The 17,233-nt window shown below is 72.4% G+C and carries 14 protein-coding genes; 10 read left to right on the top strand and 4 right to left on the bottom strand.

The window, feature by feature from the left end; genetic code table 11:
• Positions 1–116 precede the first annotated feature (116 nt).
• A complete protein-coding gene (locus tag FXF50_RS12870; RefSeq protein WP_148427522.1) occupies positions 117–2,180 on the bottom strand; it encodes a SpoIIE family protein phosphatase in 2,064 nt (687 codons plus the stop codon).
• A gap of 182 nt (positions 2,181–2,362) precedes the next feature.
• Between FXF50_RS12870 and FXF50_RS12865 the strand changes: the two genes are divergently transcribed.
• Both FXF50_RS12865 and FXF50_RS12860 read left to right on the top strand, forming a co-directional pair.
• Positions 2,363–6,715 (top strand): HAMP domain-containing protein, encoded by a 4,353-nt coding sequence (locus FXF50_RS12865; protein ID WP_148427799.1) that lies wholly within the window; start codon positions 2,363–2,365, stop codon positions 6,713–6,715.
• A complete protein-coding gene (locus tag FXF50_RS12860) occupies positions 6,712–7,269 on the top strand; it encodes a two-component system response regulator (RefSeq protein WP_148427520.1) in 558 nt (185 codons plus the stop codon). Before FXF50_RS12865 ends, FXF50_RS12860 begins: the two co-directional genes overlap by 4 nt.
• Positions 7,270–7,273: 4 nt before the next feature.
• On the opposite strand, the gene FXF50_RS12855 is transcribed toward FXF50_RS12860, so the two are convergent.
• The gene (locus tag FXF50_RS12855) at positions 7,274–7,795 is read right to left on the bottom strand and encodes a GbsR/MarR family transcriptional regulator (protein WP_255510011.1); all 522 of its coding nucleotides are present in this window, start codon (positions 7,793–7,795) and stop codon (positions 7,274–7,276) included.
• 67 nt (positions 7,796–7,862) lie between these two features.
• Between FXF50_RS12855 and FXF50_RS12850 the strand changes: the two genes are divergently transcribed.
• Together FXF50_RS12850 and FXF50_RS12845 are read left to right on the top strand one after the other, a co-directional pair.
• Positions 7,863–8,765 carry an ABC transporter ATP-binding protein gene (locus FXF50_RS12850; RefSeq protein ID WP_148427518.1) on the top strand — a complete coding sequence of 301 codons (903 nt, stop codon included), beginning with the start codon at positions 7,863–7,865 and terminating at the stop codon, positions 8,763–8,765.
• A gap of 76 nt (positions 8,766–8,841) precedes the next feature.
• On the top strand, positions 8,842–10,434 hold the full coding sequence (locus tag FXF50_RS12845) for an ABC transporter permease (RefSeq protein ID WP_148427516.1): 1,593 nt from the start codon (positions 8,842–8,844) through the stop codon (positions 10,432–10,434).
• Between the two features lie 87 nt (positions 10,435–10,521).
• Here FXF50_RS12845 and FXF50_RS12840 read toward each other — a convergent pair whose 3' ends face one another.
• The gene (locus tag FXF50_RS12840; RefSeq protein ID WP_148427514.1) at positions 10,522–10,854 is read right to left on the bottom strand and encodes an STAS domain-containing protein; all 333 of its coding nucleotides are present in this window, start codon (positions 10,852–10,854) and stop codon (positions 10,522–10,524) included.
• 150 nt (positions 10,855–11,004) lie between these two features.
• Between FXF50_RS12840 and hemL the strand changes: the two genes are divergently transcribed.
• The 6 genes from hemL to ccsB are packed head-to-tail and all read left to right on the top strand — an operon-like array spanning position 11,005 to position 16,995.
• The gene (gene hemL / locus FXF50_RS12835) at positions 11,005–12,342 is read left to right on the top strand and encodes a glutamate-1-semialdehyde 2,1-aminomutase (protein ID WP_148427512.1); all 1,338 of its coding nucleotides are present in this window, start codon (positions 11,005–11,007) and stop codon (positions 12,340–12,342) included.
• 4 nt (positions 12,343–12,346) lie between these two features.
• Complete coding sequence (locus tag FXF50_RS12830) at positions 12,347–12,994, top strand: histidine phosphatase family protein (protein WP_091315477.1); 648 nt, start codon at positions 12,347–12,349, stop codon at positions 12,992–12,994.
• Entirely contained in the window at positions 12,994–13,566 is a 573-nt protein-coding gene (locus FXF50_RS12825; RefSeq protein ID WP_148427510.1) for a TlpA disulfide reductase family protein, read from the top strand. The genes FXF50_RS12830 and FXF50_RS12825 overlap by 1 nt, the downstream gene beginning before the upstream one ends.
• Positions 13,566–14,405 carry a cytochrome c biogenesis CcdA family protein gene (locus FXF50_RS12820; protein ID WP_148427508.1) on the top strand — a complete coding sequence of 280 codons (840 nt, stop codon included), beginning with the start codon at positions 13,566–13,568 and terminating at the stop codon, positions 14,403–14,405. The genes FXF50_RS12825 and FXF50_RS12820 overlap by 1 nt, the downstream gene beginning before the upstream one ends.
• Positions 14,405–16,024, top strand: a complete 1,620-nt coding sequence (locus FXF50_RS12815) for a cytochrome c biogenesis protein ResB (protein ID WP_148427506.1) — start codon at positions 14,405–14,407, stop codon at positions 16,022–16,024. The genes FXF50_RS12820 and FXF50_RS12815 overlap by 1 nt, the downstream gene beginning before the upstream one ends.
• Positions 16,024–16,995 carry a c-type cytochrome biogenesis protein CcsB gene (gene ccsB / locus FXF50_RS12810; protein ID WP_148427504.1) on the top strand — a complete coding sequence of 324 codons (972 nt, stop codon included), beginning with the start codon at positions 16,024–16,026 and terminating at the stop codon, positions 16,993–16,995. Before FXF50_RS12815 ends, ccsB begins: the two co-directional genes overlap by 1 nt.
• Here the strand turns inward: ccsB and FXF50_RS12805 are convergent.
• The gene (locus tag FXF50_RS12805; protein ID WP_148427502.1) at positions 16,980–17,192 is read right to left on the bottom strand and encodes a hypothetical protein; all 213 of its coding nucleotides are present in this window, start codon (positions 17,190–17,192) and stop codon (positions 16,980–16,982) included. The two genes, ccsB and FXF50_RS12805, sit on opposite strands and share 16 nt — an antisense overlap.
• Between the last annotated feature and the right edge of the window lie 41 nt (positions 17,193–17,233).

Raw genomic sequence — 17,233 nt, 5'->3', positions numbered from 1 at the left:
CGCCGACGCCCGCGCCGCGCCTGCCCTGCGCCCTGGTCCGCCTTTGGTCGCGGCAGCCGCCCGGGCAGCCGCCCGGGCAGGCGCCGGGGCGAAGGAGTGGGGGCGGAGTTCTGGGGTTAGAGGGCGTCGTTGCGGAGGACCAGGACGGCTATGTCGTCGCGTGGGGGTTCCACCGAGAACGCGATGGCGGTGGCGCGGAGGCGGGCGGCGATCACGTCCGCCGAGTAGCCGGCCAGGGGCGCGGCCGACTCGCGGAGCCGGTCGGTGCCGAACAGTTCCCGGCCGCGCCGCCGCTCGGTGACACCGTCGGTGTAGAAGATCAGCGCGTCGCCCGGCTTGAGCGCGATCTCGGCGGTCGGGGTGGCGATCGCGTCGAGCAGGCCCAGCGCCGTGCCGCCGGTGCCGACGAAGCCCGCTCCGCCCCCGCCGTGCAGCAGCACCGGCCGGTCGTGTCCGGCCAGGTGCAGCGAGACGTCGAGCTGGTCGCCGTCGCCCGGGCCGACCGCCGCCAGCGCCAGCGTGCAGTAGCGGCCGCCGCCCCGCTCGACCAGTGTCTCGTTGAGCCGGCCGAGCACCTCGGGCAGCGGCTTGCCGTCGCCGACCAGCACCCGGATCACGTCCCGGACCAGGCCGGTCACCGCCGCCGCCTGGACGCCCTTGCCGGAGACGTCGCCGACCACCACGAGCCACCGGCCGTCCGGCAGCGGCACCACGTCGTAGAAGTCGCCGCCGACCTCGGCTTCGTCGCCGGTCGGGACGTACTCGGCGGCGAAGCCGATGCCTTCGACCACCGGGAGCACCGGTGGCAGCAGCGACTGCTGGAGGGTCTGCGCGACCCGGCGGCGCTCGGCGTGGATCCGGGCGTTCTCGATGGCCAGCGCGGCCCGGCGGGCCACGTCCTCCAGCACCGAGACCTCGTCGGGGTCGTGCCGGTGCCGCTGGTGGCGGCCCACGGCCAGGGTGCCGAGCCGCTGCCCGCGGGCGACCAGGGGTACGGCGAAGCCCTCCATCGGCGCGCCCAGCGGCACCTGCGCGGCGCTCCGGGACGCTTCCCGCAGCCGGGCCTGGATCGAATCCGGCCCGGTCTCCTGGAGCACGCGGTGCAGCTGCGGCAGCAACGCCTCGTCGGCGTGACTGGCGGCGGCGAGCCGCAGCCGCCCCCACTCGTCGGTGGTGTGCACGGCGCACCACTGGCCGAGCCGGGGCACCACGAGTTGTGGGACGAGCGCCATGGTCAGCTCGACGTCGAGGGACTGGGCGAGCAGTTCGCTCGCCTCGGCGAGGAAGGTGAGCCAGGCGGACCGGCGTACGTCGGCGCGGCGCAGCCGGTCGTTCTCCAGGTGCAGGGAGAGCCGCTCGCCGGCCAGCATCGCGAGGGGCCGGGCGTACGCCGAGGGCGCCGCGTCCAGTTCCAGCTCGCCGGCGTACGGGCGGTGCACGGCGAGCGGAACGCGCAGCAGTTCGTTGCCCTGGCGGGGCTGCCGGCCGTAGCGGGCGAGCACCTGGCTGCCCTGGCCGTCGCCCCGGTCCAGCCGTACGACGCCGCCGGCCGCGCCGACCATCTCGGCGACCCGGGTCAGCAGCCCGGCGGCGAACTCGGGCAGCGGGTCGTCGGCGTACGGGTCGGGGTTGGTCTGCATGAGCTCGCTCATGGCGGCGGCGCTCGGGGTGCCCGCGTCGGTCGCCGGTGAGGCGTTGAGCGCGGCGCGGGCCTCGGCCGGCCCGGTGGCCGCCCCCGCACCGGGGCGGTCGAGCCGGAACCAGACGCCCTTCCCGGTGGGCAGGTAGGTGGTGCCCCACCGGCTGGCGAAGTGGTCGACCAGCAGCAGCCCGCGCCCGCGCTCGGCGACCTCGGTGATGTCGGAGGTCGTGCTCCGGACGCCGACGAGCAGTTCGTCGACCGGGCCGGCGGCGAAGTCGGTCACGGTGACGGTGAGCCCGGCCGGGTCGGCTTCGACCTCGATGTCCAGTTCGGTGCGCGCGTGCTCGACCGCGTTGGTGGTGAGTTCGGTGGTGAGCAGCAGCGCCTCGTTGAGCAGTTCGTGCAGTTCCGCCTCGGCGAGCACGGACCGCACGAGCGCGCGGGCCGCGGCGGGCGTACGCCGGTCCGCGGGGAGGCGGACGCGCCGGATGTGCTCGTCCGAGCCGCCGTTCATGGACGGCCCCGCCTCCGCTGACACCTTCGTATCCTCCACCGCCGCCACCCCGGGTGCCAAGCCGCTCGGCTGATTCCGGTCGGTGGGGGACAGATCGGGCGTGGCGCGGGCTCGCTGCCGGTGCCCTCGACGTGACGCGCGGCAGAATGGTGGGATGGCCGCGTGTCGGCACGAGCCTGATGGCCCCCGAGCTGAGCGAGGAACTGATGACCACGGCGAAAAAACCGGTGGCCGCGGACGACCACGAGGCGCTTCTCGGTGAGCTGGTCGAGGCGCTGCGGCGGGTGCGTCGCGGCGACCTCCGGGTCCGGCTGCCCCGGCGGGCGGGCCTGGCCGGCGAGGTGGCCGACACCTTCAACGACGTGGTGTCGCTCCAGGAGCGGCAGCACCTGGACCTGCGAAGGATCAGCCGGGTCGTCGGCCGCGACGGCCGGCTGACGGAGCGCCTCGACGACGAGGGCCTGGACGGCTCCTGGGCGGAGGGGCAGCGGGCCGTCAACTCCCTCATCGACGACCTGGGCCGCCCGACCACCGAGATCGCCCGGGTCATCGTGGCGGTGGCCGACGGCGACCTGTCCCAGCACATGGCGCTGGAGATCGACGGCCGCCCGCTGCGTGGTGAGTACCTGCGGATCGGCCGGACCGTGAACACGATGGTCGACCAGCTCTCGTCGTTCGCCGACGAGGTGACGCGGGTGGCCCGCGAGGTGGGCACCGAGGGCAAGCTGGGTGGCCAGGCCGACGTCCGCGGCGTCGCCGGCACCTGGAAGGACCTCACCGACTCGGTGAACACCATGGCGTCGAACCTCACCGGCCAGGTGCGGTCGATCTCCCAGGTGGCGACGGCGGTGGCGAAGGGCGACCTGTCGCAGAAGATCACGGTCGGCGCCCGGGGCGAGGTGGCCGAGCTGGCCGACACGATGAACTCGCTCACCGACACGCTGCGGCTCTTCGCCGAGCAGGTGACCCGGGTGGCCCGCGAGGTGGGCACCGACGGGAAGCTCGGCGGCCAGGCCGAGGTGCCGAACGTGGCCGGCACCTGGAAGGACCTGACCGACAGCGTCAACTCGATGGCGTCGAACCTGACCAGCCAGGTCCGCAACATCGCCCAGGTCTCCACCGCGGTGGCCCGCGGCGACCTCTCGCAGAAGATCACGGTGGCCGCCCAGGGCGAGATCCTGGAGCTGAAGGACACCGTGAACACGATGGTGGACCAGCTGTCGTCGTTCGCCGACGAGGTGACGCGGGTGGCCCGTGAGGTGGGCATCGAGGGCAAGCTGGGCGGTCAGGCCCAGGTACGCGGGGTCTCCGGCACCTGGCGGGACCTCACGGAGAACGTGAACCAGCTCGCCGGCAACCTGACCAGCCAGGTGCGGAACATCTCGCAGGTGTCGACGGCCGTGGCCAAGGGCGACCTGTCGCAGAAGATCACGGTGGACGCCCAGGGCGAGATCCTGGAGCTGAAGAACACCGTGAACACGATGGTGGACCAGCTGTCGTCGTTCGCCGACGAGGTGACGCGGGTGGCCCGTGAGGTGGGCACCGAGGGCAAGCTGGGTGGTCAGGCGCAGGTGAAGGGTGTTTCCGGCACCTGGCGGGACCTGACGGACAACGTGAACTCGATGGCGTCGAACCTGACCAGCCAGGTGCGGAACATCGCCTCGGTCACCACGGCCGTGGCGAAGGGCGACCTGGGCCAGAAGATCACGGTGGACGCCCGGGGCGAGATCCTGGAGCTGAAGTCGACGGTCAACACGATGGTCGACCAGCTGTCGTCGTTCGCCGACGAGGTGACGCGGGTGGCCCGCGAAGTGGGCACCGAGGGCAAGCTGGGCGGCCAGGCCCAGGTACGCGGCGTGGCCGGCACCTGGCGGGACCTGACCGACAACGTGAACTCGATGGCGTCGAACCTGACCGCCCAGGTGCGGAACATCGCCCAGGTGTCCACGGCGGTGGCCAAGGGCGACCTGTCGCAGAAGATCACGGTGGACGCGCAGGGCGAGATCCTGGAGCTGAAGTCGACGGTCAACACGATGGTCGACCAGCTGTCGTCGTTCGCCGACGAGGTGACGCGGGTGGCCCGTGAGGTGGGCACCGAGGGCAAGCTCGGCGGCCAGGCGCAGGTGAAGGGTGTTTCCGGCACCTGGCGGGACCTGACCGACAACGTGAACTCGATGGCGTCGAACCTGACCAGCCAGGTGCGGAACATCGCCTCGGTCACCACGGCCGTGGCGAAGGGCGACCTGGGCCAGAAGATCACGGTGGACGCGCAGGGCGAGATCCTGGAGCTGAAGAACACCGTGAACACCATGGTCGACCAGCTCTCCTCGTTCGCCGACGAGGTCACCCGGGTGGCCCGCGAGGTCGGCATCGAGGGCAAGCTGGGCGGCCAGGCGCAGGTGAAGGGGGTCAGCGGCACCTGGCGCGACCTCACCGAGAACGTCAACCAGCTCGCCTCGACCCTGACCACCCAGCTGCGGGCGATCTCCCAGGTCTCCACCTCGGTGACCCGCGGCGACCTTACGCAGCGGATCAGCGTGAAGGCGCAGGGCGAGGTCGCCGAGCTGAAGGACAACATCAACCAGATGATCGTCACCCTCCGGGAGACGACCAAGAAGAACGCCGAGCAGGGCTGGCTCGACTCGAACCTGGCCCGCATCGGCGGCCTGCTCCAGGGCCAGCGGGACCTCGGCGAGGTCTGCCGCATGATCATGATGGAGGTGACTCCGCTGGTGGACGCGCAGCTCGGCGCGTTCTTCCTGGCGGACAGCTCCGAGGGGAGCATGCGGCTGCGGCTCACCGCCTCCTACGGCTACGTGGCGCGCGGGCACGACGTGACCTTCGGGCCCGGCGAGGGGCTGGTCGGGCAGGCGGCCCTGTCCCGGCGGACCATCCGGGTCAACGCCCAGCCCGACGGGCGCCTGGTGCTCCGGTCCGGCCTGGCCGAGACGCCCCCGGCCGACCTCGTGGTGCTGCCGGTCCTCTTCGAGGGCGAGCTGCTCGGCGTGATCGAGTTCGCCGGGGTGAGCACCTTCTCCGAGCTGCACCTGGCGTTCCTGGAGCGGCTGGTGCTCACCATCGGCGTGGCGGTCAACACCATCCAGGCCAACCGGCGTACGGAGGAGTTGCTGGCGCAGTCGCAGCGGCTGGCGCACGAGATGCAGGAGCAGTCGGCCGAACTCCAGCGCACCAACGCCGAGCTGGAGGACAAGGCGAAGCTGCTCTCGGAGCAGAAGACGAACATCGAGACGCAGAACCGGGAGATCGAGCTGGCCCGGCTCGGCCTGGAGGAGAAGGCGCAGCAGCTCACCCGGGCGTCGGCGTACAAGTCGGAGTTCCTGGCCAACATGAGCCACGAGCTGCGTACGCCGCTGAACTCGCTGCTCCTGCTGGCCCGGCTGCTGGCCGAGAACCCGGAGCAGAACCTCAGCCCGAAGCAGATCGAGTTCGCCCGGACGATCCACGGCGCCGGCTCGGATCTGCTGTCCCTGATCGACGACATCCTCGACCTGTCCAAGATCGAGGCGGGCCGGATGGACGTGGAGCCGACCGAGATCCACTTCTCGGAGATCCGCGGCTACGTCGAGCAGGCGTTCGCCCCGCAGGCCGAGGAGAAGGGCCTCGACTTCCAGGTGCGGATCAGCAAGGACCTGCCGCCGGCGCTGGTCACCGACGCCCAGCGGCTGCAGCAGATCCTGCGCAACCTGATCTCCAACGCGGTGAAGTTCACCGACAACGGCGCGGTGACCCTGCGGATCGCGCCGGCCGCCGAGAACGCGGTCTTCGACGTGCCGGCGCTGACCAACGCCCGGCAGGTCATCGCGTTCTCGGTGATCGACACCGGCATCGGCATCTCGGACGACAAGCTCTCGCTGATCTTCGAGGCGTTCCAGCAGGCCGACGGCACCACGAGCCGGCGCTACGGCGGCACGGGCCTGGGCCTGTCGATCAGCCGGGACCTGGCCCGCCTGCTCGGCGGCACGATCACGGTGTCCTCCGCGCCCGGGCAGGGTTCGACGTTCACCCTCTTCGTACCCGATGTGCTGGCGCCGGACGCGGTGGTGGCACCGGCGCCGCCCTCGCCGCAGCGCGCGGGCCTGCCGTCTTCCCTGCTCATGCCCATGGAACTGCCGCAGCCGCAGGAGACCCCGGCGACCCGCCGGCTGGAGGGCGTGACCGTTCTGATCATCGACGACGACGTCCGGAACGTGTTCGCGCTGACCTCCGCGTTGGAACTTCACGGTATGACCGTGTTGTACTCGGACAACGGAGCGGACGGAGTCCGCCAACTGGCCGAGCATCCGGAGGTGGACATCGTGTTGATGGACGCCATGATGCCGGACCAGGACGGGTACGAGACGACCGCGCAGATCCGACGGAACCACCGCTTCGCCGACCTGCCGATCGTGTTCCTGACCGCGAAGGCGATGCCCGGTGACCGGGAGTCGGCGATCGCGGCCGGGGGTAGTGACTACATCACCAAGCCGGTGGACCTGGACGAGCTGATCGAGATGATGGCGTCCTGGATCGGCCGGAGCCGAGGCGAGGAGAATCCGTGACCCAGATGGCCAAGGCGCTGCTGGTGGACGACCGGCGGGAGAACCTGATGGCTCTGGAGGCGATCCTCCAGGGGCTTCCGGTCCAGTCGGTCGCCGTGGAGAGCGGCGAGGCGGCGCTCAAGCAGCTCCTTGTGGACGACTTCGCGGTGATCCTGTTGGACGCCCAGATGCCGGACATGGACGGCTTCGAGACCGCCACCCACATCAAGCGGCGGGAGCGGACCCGGCACGTGCCGATCATCTTCCTCACCGCGGCGGACAAGGACGCTCAGCTCGCCCTGCGCGGCTACGCGGTGGGCGCGGTCGACTACCTGACCAAGCCGTTCGACCCGTGGGTGCTGCGGGCCAAGGTGTCGGTCTTCGTCGAGCTGTGGGTGAAGACCCGGCAGCTCGCCGCCCAGTCCGACCTGGTGCGGGAGCGCGACGCCCAGTGGCGGGCGCTGACCGACGCGGTGGACGAGGCGACCGCGCTGCTGCGCGCCGAGGACGACGCGGAGTCCCGGGAGCGCGCGGTGGACCTGCTGGAGCAGGCCCGCTGGGGCAACACCGCCTGAGCCGTCAGGCGTCGGCCCGGTCGCCGTGTCCCGTCGCGGCGCGCCGGGCCCGCCACCGTTCGCCGAGGGCGTCGATCTCCTCCTGTACGAAGAGGAAGAAGTCCCGCATCTCGGCCACTCGCTCGCCCGCCGGGGTGTCCCGCCCGAGCAGCGCGTCCACCCCGCCGTTGGCGATGTCGATGAAGTTCTTGTAGAGGCCGGTCTTGGTGATGGTGGCCTCGTACCAGGGGTTGTCGGGCATCCGGTAGCGGTCCCGCCGGGAGCCCTTGACCGGCTCGCGGACCAGCATCGCGAACTGGGTGAGGTAGCGCACCGCGCCGGACACGGCCGCCGCGCTGACCCCCAGCCGCTCGCCGATCTCGGCGGCGGTCAGCGGCTCGTCCGCGCTCATGACGGTGAAGAGCACCCGGCCGGCCATCCGGGGGAAGCCGACGTCCGCGAAGGCCATCGCCATCCGTTCGACGAAGAGGTGGACCTCTTCCTCGTTCCGGTGGGGTGGCTCGTTCATCGCCGTCGTCTCGCTCATCACACCTGATCGTCTCTCAGATCTCACTGTCTTCACAAGTTTGTGAAACGAGCGTAGCTTCCGAAGTATGGAAACTCCCATTGAGGTGTCCGGCCTGGTGAAGACCTTCGGCCGGACCCGAGCGCTCGACGGACTCGACCTGACCGTCCGCGCCGGCGAGGTGCACGGCTTCCTGGGCCCCAACGGCTCCGGCAAGTCGACCACGATCCGGGTGCTGCTCGGTCTGCTGCGGGCGGACGCGGGGGCCGTCCGACTGCTCGGCGGCGACCCCTGGCGGGACGCCGTCGCGCTGCACCGTCGCCTCGCGTACGTGCCCGGCGACGTCACGCTCTGGCCCAACCTGAGCGGCGGCGAGGTGATCGACCTGCTCGGCCGGCTGCGCGGCGGGCTGGACCCGAAGCGCCGGGCCGAGCTGCTGGAGTCCTTCGAGCTGGACCCGCGCAAGAAGGGCCGGGCCTACTCCAAGGGCAACCGGCAGAAGGTCGGCCTGGTGGCCGCGCTCGCCTCCGACGTCGAGCTGCTCATCCTCGACGAGCCGACCTCCGGGCTCGACCCCCTCATGGAGGAGGTCTTCCAGCACTGGGTGCGCCGGGCCAAGCAGGACCGCCGCACCGTGCTGCTCTCCAGCCACATCCTGGCCGAGGTGGAGGCGCTCTGCGACCGGGTGACGATCATCCGGAATGGCCGGGCCGTCGAGTCCGGCACCCTCACCGAGCTGCGCCACCTGCATCGCACCTCGATCGACGCCGAGGTCGCCGCCCCGCTGGACGGGCTGGCCGACCTGCCCGGCGTGCACGACCTGCGGGTGGACGGCAACCGGGTGCGCTTCGACGTCGACTCGGCCGCGCTGGACGTCGCCCTGCGGCGCCTCACCGAGCTGGGCGTCCGCAGCCTGGTCAGCACCCCACCCACCCTGGAGGAGCTGTTCCTGCGGCACTACGAGGCGGTCCCCGAGGAGCTGACCCGATGAGCGAGCGTCAGCGAGCGAATCATCAGTACAGCGCGGTCAAGCCTCGTGCGGCCGCCGAGCGAAGCGAGGTGGTCGCATGAGCTCCCTGACCGGCACGTGGCACCTGGCCCGGCTCGTCCTGCGGCGGGACCGCCTCGTGCTCCCGCTCTGGGTGCTGGTCCTCGCCGTGCTGCCCATGACGTACGCGACCAGCTTCTTCGAGCTGTTCCCGACCGACGCCGAGCGGGCCGCGTACGCCGCCGGCACCGCCCGCAACCCCTCGATCGTCGCGCTGCTCGGCCCGGTCTACGGGGAGAGTGTCGGCGCGCTGACCGCCCAGCGTGGCGGCTTCCTGCTGGTCATCGTGGCGCTGGCCAGCCTGCTCACGGTCATCCGGCAGACCCGGGTCGAGGAGGAGGCCGGCCGGCGGGAACTGCTCGGCGGCGGGGTGCTCGGCCGGCACGCCGGGCTGACCGCCGCGCTGCTCGTCACGTACGCGGCAGACCTGCTGCTCGGCCTGCTCACGGCGGCCGGGCTGGCCTCCACGGGGCTGCCGGCCGCCGGCTCGTACGCGTACGGCCTCGGCGCCGCGCTGACCGGCGTTGTCTTCGCCACCCTCGGCGGGCTGGCCGCCCAGCTCACCGAGACCGCGGGCGGGGCACGGGGCATCGGGATCGCGGTCCTCGGCGCCTCGTTCGCGCTGCGGATGGTGGGGGACACCGCCAGCAACGACTGGCCGAGCTGGCTCTCCCCGCTGGGCTGGGCCCCCCGGATCCGGCCGTACGAGGGGGAGCGCTGGTGGGTGCCGGTGCTGCCGCTGGTCGCGTCGGCGCTGCTCGCCGCGGTCGCGTACCCCGTCTCGGTGCGCCGCGACCTGGGTGCCGGGGTGCTGCCGCCGCGGCTCGGGCCGGCCACCGCGGGCCGGGGGCTCGCGGGCCCGTTCGGGCTGGCCTGGCGGCTGCACCGGGGGCAGATCCTCTGGTGGTCGGTCGGCTTCGGCCTGCTCGGGTTGATCCTCGGGGGCGCCGCGGAGGCGGCCGGCCGCTCGGTCGAGGGGAACCCGCAGCTGGAGCAGATCATGGCCCGGATCGGTGGGGCCTCCGGCCTGGCCGACGCCTACCTGGGCGCCACGCTGAGCCTGGCGGGGCTGGCCGCGGCCGGCTACGGCATCCAGGCCGCGCTGCGGATGCGCGCCGAGGAGTCCGCCGGGCACGCCGAACCGGTCCTCGCCACCGGCACGCACCGCTCCACCTGGCTGCTGTCACACGTGGTGTTCGCGCTTGTGGGCCCGGCCGTGGTGCTGGCCGTGACCGGCCTGGCCACCGGCCTGACGTACGGGCTGAGCGTGCAGGACGTGCCGCGCGAGCTGCCCCGGATGCTCGGCGCCGGGCTGGCCCAGGTGCCCGCCGCCTGGGTGCTGGCCGGGCTCGCCGTGCTGCTCTACGGCCTGCTGCCCCGGCTCGCCCCGGTGGCCTGGGCGGTGCTGGCGGTCTGCGTGCTGCTCGGCCAACTGGGCGCCGTGCTTGAACTCGACCAGTGGCTGCTGGACCTGTCCCCGTTCACCCACACTCCCCAGGTCCTCCGCGACACCTGGAGCGCAACCCCCCTGTGGGCCCTGGCCATCATGGCGCTGGCCCTGGCGACCGCGGGCCTGGCGGCGTTCCGCCGCCGCGACGTCCCGGTCACCTGACCCCCGCCCCGTCGATCATGAAGTTGGCGGCACCTATGGAGATCCACACCGCCGCCAACTCCATGATCAACGCGAAAGGGCGGCGGGTCAGGAAGCGGTTTCGTTGCGGATCATCAGGGCGCTGCGTAGGCCCGTGATGTCCAGGACGCGGAGGAGGAAGTCGCCGACGTTGCTCAGGACCAGCAGGCTCTGGGCGTGGCTGGCCTTGCGGCTGAGCACCACGAGGGTGCCGAGGCCCTGGGAGTCACAGAAGGTGACCCCGCCCAGGTCGAGCACGATGCGCGGCGGAGGGTCGGCCAGCACCTCGTTGACGACTGTCGACAGCTGGGCGGCCGTGAGCATGTCGATCTCACCGGCGAGGCGAAGCACGGCTTCGTCACCCGTCCGGTGTAGCGCGATGGACAGTTCGGCACGATCCACCCGGTCAGCCTATCGCGATCTCGACCAACGGGCCCGTCGAGCGACCCACCGGTCGCCGGGCCGCGCCGAACGGACGAGGCGTGAGTCCGGTAACCCCCGGTGCGGGGTGGCTGCCGATCAGCCGCCCGGCGCTGACACAATGGCGGCATCGTGAGCGATACCTTTTCCGCCGGATCCGGCCGCTACCCGGCCGACGCCCCGGCCTCCGAGGCCCTGTTCGACCGCGCCAAGGCCATCGTGCCCGGCGGGGTCAACTCCCCCGTGCGCGCGTTCCGTGCCGTCGGCGGCACCCCGCGCTTCATGGTCCGGGGGGAGGGTCCCTGGCTCTTCGACGCCGACGGTCGCCGCTACGTCGACCTGGTCTGCTCCTGGGGCCCGCTGATCCTCGGCCACGCCCACCCCGCGGTGGTCGAGGCGCTGCGCGAGGCCGCCGCGCTCGGCACCAGCTTCGGCACGCCGACCCCGGGCGAGGTCGACCTGGCCGCGGAGATCGTCGCCCGTACCCCCGTGGAGCAGGTCCGCCTGGTCAACTCGGGCACCGAGGCCACCATGTCGGCGATCCGGCTGGCCCGCGGCTTCACCGGCCGCGCCAAGATCATCAAGTTCTCCGGCTGCTACCACGGCCACTCCGACGCGCTGCTGGCCGCCGCCGGGTCCGGCGTGGCCACCTTCGGCCTGCCCGACTCGCCCGGCGTGACCGGGGCGGCCGCCGGCGACACCATCGTGCTGCCGTACAACGACCTGCGCGCGGTCGAGGAGGCCTTCGCGGCCGAGGGCCCGCACATCGCGGCGATCATCACCGAGGCGGCCGCCGGCAACATGGGTGTCATCGCCCCGCGCGACGGCTTCAACCAGCAGCTCGCCCGCATCGCCCACGCGCACGGCGCGCTGCTCATCGTCGACGAGGTGATGACCGGGTTCCGGGTCTCCCGCGCCGGCTGGCACGGCCTGGACCCGTCCGACGCCGACCTGTGGACGTACGGGAAGGTCATGGGCGGCGGGCTGCCCGCCGCGGCGTTCGGCGGGCGCGCGGTGATCATGGCGAAGCTGGCCCCGGCCGGCCCGGTCTACCAGGCCGGCACGCTCTCCGGTAACCCCCTGGCCTGCGCCGCCGGCCTGGCCACGCTCCGGCTCGCCGACGACGCGCTCTACCGCCGGCTCGACGAGACGGCCGCCACGGTGGGCAAGCTCGCCACCGAGGCGCTGGCCGCCGCCGGGGTCCCGCACCGGCTCTCGTACGCGGGCAACATGTTCTCGATCTTCTTCACCGACGCCGACGTGGCGGACTACGACAGCGCCCGCACCCAGCAGGTGCCCGCGTTCAAGGCGTTCTTCCACGCCATGCTCGCCGCCGGCGTCTACCTGCCGCCGAGCGCGTTCGAGTCGTGGTTCGTGTCGGCGGCGATCGACGACGCCGCCCTGGAGCAGATCGCCGCGGCCCTGCCCGAGGCGGCGACGGCAGCAGCGGCGGCAGGACACGGGGGTTAGAACGGTGAGCGAGACGGTGGTCCACGTGCTGCGGCACGGCGAGGTGTACAACCCGGACGGCATCCTCTACGGCCGGCTGCCCGGTTTCCGCCTCTCCGAGCTGGGCGTCCAGATGGCCAAGGCGGCCGCCCAGGCGCTCGCCGAGCGGACCGTGGTGCACGTGGTGGCCAGCCCGCTCGAACGCGCCCAGCAGACCGCCGAGCCGATCGCCGCGCAGTTCGGCCTCCCCGTCGGGGTGGACGAGCGGCTGATCGAGAGCGCGAACTGGTTCGAGGGCAAGAAGGTCTCGCCGGGCGACGGATCGTTCCGCGACCCGCGCAACTGGTGGGTGCTGCGCGACCCGGTGACCCCGTCCTGGGGTGAGGCCTACCGGGTGATCGCCGAGCGGATGTTCGCCGCCCTGCACGCCGCCCGGATCGCCGCCGAGGGACGCGAGGCCGTGCTCGTCTCCCACCAGCTGCCCATCTGGACCCTGCGCCGCTACGTCGAGCGCAAGCGGCTCTGGCACGACCCGCGCAAGCGGCAGTGCGGCCTGGCCAGCCTCACCTCGTTCCACTTCGACGGCGCGAAGATCTCCGGCATCGGCTACTCCGAGCCGGCGGCCCACCTGATCGCGATCTCGCCGACCGCCCGGACGGCCAAGGGCGCCTGATGCGCTCCCGGAGGCTCGTCGCCGCCCTGCTCGCCGCCGTCACCGCCGGTACGGCGCTGGTCGGCTGCTCCTCCGGCACCGAGGAGAGCCGCTGCGAGAGCGACGGCGTCACCATCACCTGCGCGCCCGACCAGCGGTCGAAGACTCCGAAGGTGAGCGGTGAGCTGCTCACCGGCGGCAGCTACGACGTCTCCGAGGCCCGCGGCCAGGTGGTCGTGGTCAACTTCTGGGGCTCCTGGTGCGCGCCCTGCCGGGCCGAGGTCGACGACCTGGAGGCCACCTACCAGGCCACCAAGGCGTCCGGGGTGACCTTCCTCGGCATCAACGTGCAGGACAGCAAGGACAAGGCGATCGCCTTCGAGGAGGGCCGGGTCACCTACCCGAGCCTCTTCGACCCGGCCAGCCGGCAGGCGCTCAACTTCGACATCCCGCCCAACACCACCCCGGCGACAGTCGTCCTGGACCGGGAGGGCCGGGTCGCGGTGGTGATCCGCCGGGCCGTCACCCGGGACGAGCTGCAACCCGTCGTCGAACGGGTCGCGGCCGAGCAGCCCGCCTCCGGATCACGCTGATGGGCGAGACGTTCCGCCAGCTCGCCGAGTCCGGCCCGCTGCTGCTGGCCGTCGGGGCCGCGGCCCTCGCCGGGCTGGTCAGCTTCCTCTCCCCGTGCGTCCTGCCGCTGATGCCCGGCTACCTGTCGTACGTCACCGGGCTGGCCGGGGCGGACCTGGAGGGTCGCGCCCGGCCGGCGACCCCGGCGCCCGTCCCGGACGCGACGGGTGGCGGCGGGGTGGCGGTCGCGGCGCCGCCGGCGGCCCGGCCGGCGGTCGCCGTGAAGGGCCGCGTGCTGGCCGGCACCATGCTCTTCATCGCGGGCTTCACCGCCGTCTTCACCGCCACCGCGATCCTCTTCTCCGGGGTCGGCAGGCTCCTCTTCCAGTACGAGCGCACGCTGGAGATCGTCATCGGCGCGCTCGTGGTGGTGCTCGGCCTCGGCTACCTCGGCGTGATCCCCGGCATGCAGCGCGAGTTCCGCATCCGGCGGCTGCCCGCCGCGGGGCTGCTCGGCGCCCCCGTCCTCGGTGCGGTCTTCGCGCTCAGTTGGCTGCCGTGCACCGGGCCGACGCTCGGCGCGGTGCTCGGCATGGCGACGGTCGACGGGCGCACCGACCGGGCCGTGCTGCTCGCCGTGGCGTACTGCCTCGGGCTGGGGGTACCGTTCGTCGTCTTCGGGCTGGGCTTCCACCGCCTGCTCGGGGTGTTCCGCGCCGTCCGGCGCAACAGCCGCTGGGTCACCCGGATCGGCGGCGCGCTGCTGATCCTCATCGGCGTGGCGCTGGTCACCGGCGGCTGGCAGGACTTCGTGATCTGGTTGCAGACGCACGTGGGCGTGGGCGAGGTGAGCATCTGATGACGAGCGTGGACGACCGGCCGGCCGCCCCGCCCGCCGGCGCGCCCCGGCGCCGGGTCAACCCGGTGCTGGCCCTGCTGCGCAACTCGTGGCGGCAGCTCACCAGCATGCGTACGGCGCTGATCCTGCTCTTCCTGCTCGCGATCGCCGCCATCCCGGGTTCGGTGCTGCCGCAGCGCGGCGTCAACCCGGAGAAGGTCAACCAGTACTTCGTCGACCACCCCGACCTGGCGCCCCGGCTCGACCAGATCGGCATGTTCGAGGTCTTCGGCTCGGTCTGGTTCTCCGCGATCTACCTGCTGCTGTTCACCTCGCTGGTCGGCTGCATCCTGCCCCGGGCCCGCGACCACGTCCGCGCCCTGCGGATGCGGCCGCCGGCCGCCCCGAAGCGCCTGGAGCGGCTGCCCCAGCACGCCGTGCTGGAGGCGCCGGCCGCCGCCGATCCCGAGGCGATCGCCGCGGTGCTGCGCCGGCGCCGCTGGCGGGTCACCGTCCGCGGCAACGAGGTCTCCGCCGAGAAGGGCTACCTCAAGGAGACCGGCAACCTGCTCTTCCACGTCTCGCTGGTCGCCGTCCTGCTCGGGGTCGCGCTCGGCTCCTGGTACGGCTGGCACGGCAACCGGATCCTGGTGTCCGGCGCGGACAACGCCTTCTGCAACACCCGGCAGCAGTACGCCGAGGCGTCGCTCGGCCCGCGGGTGGACAGCGCCGACCTGCCGTCGTTCTGCCTCACCCTGGAGAAGTTCGAGGCGGACTACCTGCCGTCCGGCCAGGCGTCCCGCTACTGGGCCACGGTCAAGGTGGACGAGCCGGACGGGTCGGAGCGGACCGCCGGCTTCTCGGTGAACTCCCCGCTGCGGCTCGGTTCGGCCAACGTCTACCTGCTCGGCAACGGGTACGCGCCGATCCTCCGGTACACCGACAAGTACGGCCGCACCCAGACCAGCACCGCGCCGTTCCTGCGCACCGGCGACCAGAACGCCACCGAGGAGGGCGTCGCCCTCTTCCCCGACGCGAACGTCGACCCGAAGACCGGCAAGCGCGCCCCCGACCAGCAGGTCGCCTTTGACGGGCTCTACCTGCCCACCGCCCCGGACACCGCGCCGTTCGTCTCGTCCCAGTTCCCGGAGGAGCGGAACCCAGCGGTGGTGCTGGCCGCGTACCGGGGCAACCTGGGGCTGGACGCCGGCATCCCCGGCTCGGTCTACCAGCTCGACAAGCGGCAGCTCGGCAACGGCAAGCTGAAGCAGATCGGCGACCGGAAGCTCGGCCTCGGCGAGAAGTGGAAGCTGGACGACGGCAGCACGCTGGAGTTCGTGGGCACCCAGCCGTACATCACCATCGCGGTCCGGCACGCCCCCGGCCAGACCATGATGCTGGTCGCCTGCGTGACGCTGCTGCTCGGCCTGATGGGCTCGCTCTTCGGCCGGCGGCGCCGGATCTGGTTCCGGGTGACGCCCCCGGAGGGTGGATCTCCGACGAGCGGTAGTAGCTTGGTGGAGGCCGGTGGGCTGCCGCGCACCGAGCACCCGGGCTTCGCCCCCGAGTTCGCGCAGCTCGTCGCCGCGGTCAGCGACGGCGGGCGGGACGACCGGCGGGCGCGAGAAGGAGACGAGTGATGTCCGCACTCTCCGACCAGCTGGTCACGTTCGCGATCCTGGCGTACCTGGTCGCGATGATCAGCCACGCCGTCGAGTACGCCCTGGGCAACGCCCGGAAGGTGCCGACGGCCGCCCCGGCCCGGGAGCTGGTCGGCGCCGGCGCCGGCGGCCCCGGTGGCACGGTCGAGGAGCCGGCCACCCCGGCACCGACCCGGCCCGACCGCTCGGCCGCCCGAGCCGCGCTCGCCGGGCGGATCGCCGCCTGGATCACCGTGCTGGCCGCCGCGCTGCACCTGGGCGCGGTGGTCACCCGGGGCATCGCCGCCGAGCGGATGCCCTGGGGCAACATGTACGAGTTCGTGCTGACGGTCACCTGGATCGGGGCGGCGGCCTGGCTCGCGGTGCTCTGGAAGCAGCCGTCGTTGCGCCGGCTCGGGCTGTTCCTGACCCTGGTCATGGTGCTGTTGCTGGCGTTCGCCGAGCTGAAGCTCTACGTGCAGGTCGTGCCGCTGATGCCGGCCCTCCAGTCGTACTGGTTCATCATCCACGTGTCGACGATCATCTTCGCCTCGGGCATCTTCCTGCTGGGCGTGGTGCCGGCCATGGCGTACCTGATGCGGTCCGGTTGGGAGCAGGGCAAGCGGAGCTTCCCGTACACGCTGGCCCGGCGGCTGCCGGCGGCGGCCGGCCTGGAGCGGCTGACCTTCACGCTGCACGCCTTCGCCTTCCCGATCTTCACCTTCGCGGTGATCGCCGGGGCGATCTGGGCCGAGGCGGCCTGGGGTCGCGCCTGGGGCTGGGACCCGAAGGAGACCTGGGCGTTCATCTCCTGGGTGGTCTACGCGGGCTACCTGCACGCCCGGGCCACCCCGAGCGTCAGGCGCAACGTGGCCACCTGGATCGCGGTGGTGGGCTTCCTGACCATGCTGATGAACCTGTTCGGGGTCAACTTCTTCTTCACCGGCCTGCACTCCTACGCCGGCGTCTGACCCGAGCGCTTCCTGCCGGTCAGCACGCCGTCGACGCGCAGGGTGATCTGGTACGCCACCTCGGGCAGGTCGGCCAGGTCGAGGCGGTCGGCCCGGAGCGCGAACTGAGCGTGCAGCTCACGGGCCACGGCGTCCCGGATCTCGGCCTGCAGCGGGCTGAGCCCGTCCGGATCGCCCACCACGTACGCGTCATCCATGTGGACATCGTCGCCGCCGGCCCCGCCGGAGGGTCAAGGCG

The organism is Micromonospora sp. AP08, from assembly GCF_008085935.1.
In the GTDB taxonomy this organism is placed as follows: domain Bacteria; phylum Actinomycetota; class Actinomycetes; order Mycobacteriales; family Micromonosporaceae; genus Micromonospora; species Micromonospora chersina.
This window is presented reverse-complemented; position numbering and strand designations above follow the sequence as displayed.

Bases quoted from the DNA above. Each gene is read 5' to 3' on its own strand.
- FXF50_RS12820 (WP_148427508.1), top strand. From the start codon at position 13,566: ATGGGCGAGACGTTCCGCCAGCTCGCCGAGTCCGGCCCGCTGCTGCTG.
- FXF50_RS12845 (WP_148427516.1), top strand. From the start codon at position 8,842: ATGAGCTCCCTGACCGGCACGTGGCACCTGGCCCGGCTCGTCCTGCGG.
- FXF50_RS12855 (WP_255510011.1), bottom strand. From the start codon at position 7,795: ATGAGCGAGACGACGGCGATGAACGAGCCACCCCACCGGAACGAGGAA.
- FXF50_RS12825 (WP_148427510.1), top strand. From the start codon at position 12,994: ATGCGCTCCCGGAGGCTCGTCGCCGCCCTGCTCGCCGCCGTCACCGCC.
- FXF50_RS12850 (WP_148427518.1), top strand. From the start codon at position 7,863: ATGGAAACTCCCATTGAGGTGTCCGGCCTGGTGAAGACCTTCGGCCGG.
- FXF50_RS12865 (WP_148427799.1), top strand. From the start codon at position 2,363: ATGACCACGGCGAAAAAACCGGTGGCCGCGGACGACCACGAGGCGCTT.
- ccsB (WP_148427504.1), top strand. From the start codon at position 16,024: ATGTCCGCACTCTCCGACCAGCTGGTCACGTTCGCGATCCTGGCGTAC.
- FXF50_RS12805 (WP_148427502.1), bottom strand. From the start codon at position 17,192: ATGGATGACGCGTACGTGGTGGGCGATCCGGACGGGCTCAGCCCGCTG.
- FXF50_RS12815 (WP_148427506.1), top strand. From the start codon at position 14,405: ATGACGAGCGTGGACGACCGGCCGGCCGCCCCGCCCGCCGGCGCGCCC.